The following is a 1409-nucleotide window of genomic DNA, read 5'->3' on the forward strand; positions in this document are numbered from 1 at the left end:
GAGGGGGAGATGTCCGGCAGGACAGAGGGGGGCGCCAAGGAATGGGACCTGTCTCAATAGGTCACTCGAACCTTTCCGGCAGATGATGCTCCTCGGCGAGGTCGGAGAAGCGGGTGAACTCGCCCTGGAAGGCAAGGCTGACGGTGCCGGTCGGTCCATGGCGCTGCTTGGCTATGATCACTTCGGCCTTGCCCTGGACCTCGATCATCTTCGTCTCCCAGGCGAGATGCTCGGGCGTGCCTTTCTCCGGCTCCTTGTTCTTGATGTAATATTCCTCGCGGTACACGAACAGCACGACGTCGGCGTCCTGCTCGATCGAGCCCGATTCGCGCAGGTCGGACAGCTGCGGATGTTTGTCGTCGCGGCTTTCGACTTGACGCGAGAGCTGTGAGAGCGCGATGATCGGCACGCCCAACTCCTTGCCGAGCGCCTTCAGTCCGGTGGTGATCTCGGTGATTTCCTGGACGCGGTTCTGCGACGCCTTGGCAGATGAACCCTGCATCAGCTGGATATAGTCGATGACCATCAGGTCCAGCCCGCGCTGGCGCTTGAGGCGGCGGGCGCGCGCCGCGAGCTGGGCGATCGAGATACCACCCGTCTGGTCGATGTAGAGCGGGCGCTTGTGGTTCTCCTGCGTGTAGGCGACAAGCTTGCCGAAATCGGCTTCCGTCAAATCGCCGCGCCGGATTTTCGATGATGGAATCTCGGTCTGCTCGGAGATGATGCGGGTGGCCAGCTGCTCCGACGACATTTCAAGCGAGAAGAAGCCGACGACGCCGCCATTGGCCGCCTTGACGGAGCCGTCGGCCTGTTGGGCAGGCTCATAGGCGGCAGCGATGTTGTAGGCGATGTTGGTGGCCAGCGACGTCTTGCCCATGCCTGGGCGGCCGGCGATGATGATCAAATCCGAAGGCTGCAGGCCACCCATGCGATGGTCGAGATCGCGCAGGCCGGTGGCAATGCCGGACAGGTGGCCATCGCGCATATAGGCCGCGCTGGCCATGTCGACGGCATTCTTCAACGCATCGGAAAAGCTTTCGAAACCGCCATCGTAGCGGCCGTTTTCGGCCAGCTCGAACAGCCGCCGCTCGGCATCCTCGATCTGTTCGCCGGGTGCCATGTCGACCGGCGCGTCATAGGCGATGTTGACCATGTCTTCGCCGACGGTGATCAGCGCGCGGCGCGTCGCAAGGTCATAGATGGCGCGGCCATAGTCGGTGGCGTTGACGACGGTCACAGCCTCGACCGCCAGCCGCACGACATATTGCGCCATCGTCATGTCCCCAACCTTCTCGTCGGCCGGCAGGAAGGTTTTCAGTGTGATCGGCGTCGCCACCTTGCCCATACGGATGAACTCGGACGCCACCTCATAGATCTTGCGGTGCAGCGGCTCGTAGAAATGGCTGGCC

The 1409-nt window shown here is 62.6% G+C and carries 1 protein-coding gene; it reads right to left on the reverse strand.

The window, feature by feature from the left end:
• Window positions 1-61: 61 nt before the first annotated feature.
• Window positions 62-1409, reverse strand: a 1348-nt coding sequence (locus tag ENZ74_RS31700; RefSeq protein ID WP_127313293.1) for a replicative DNA helicase, incomplete at its 5' end; no start/stop codon positions are given.

Origin of the sequence: Mesorhizobium sp. M7A.F.Ca.CA.002.15.2.1 (genome assembly GCF_003998715.1) — a bacterium.
GTDB classification, from domain to species: domain Bacteria; phylum Pseudomonadota; class Alphaproteobacteria; order Rhizobiales; family Rhizobiaceae; genus Mesorhizobium; species Mesorhizobium ciceri.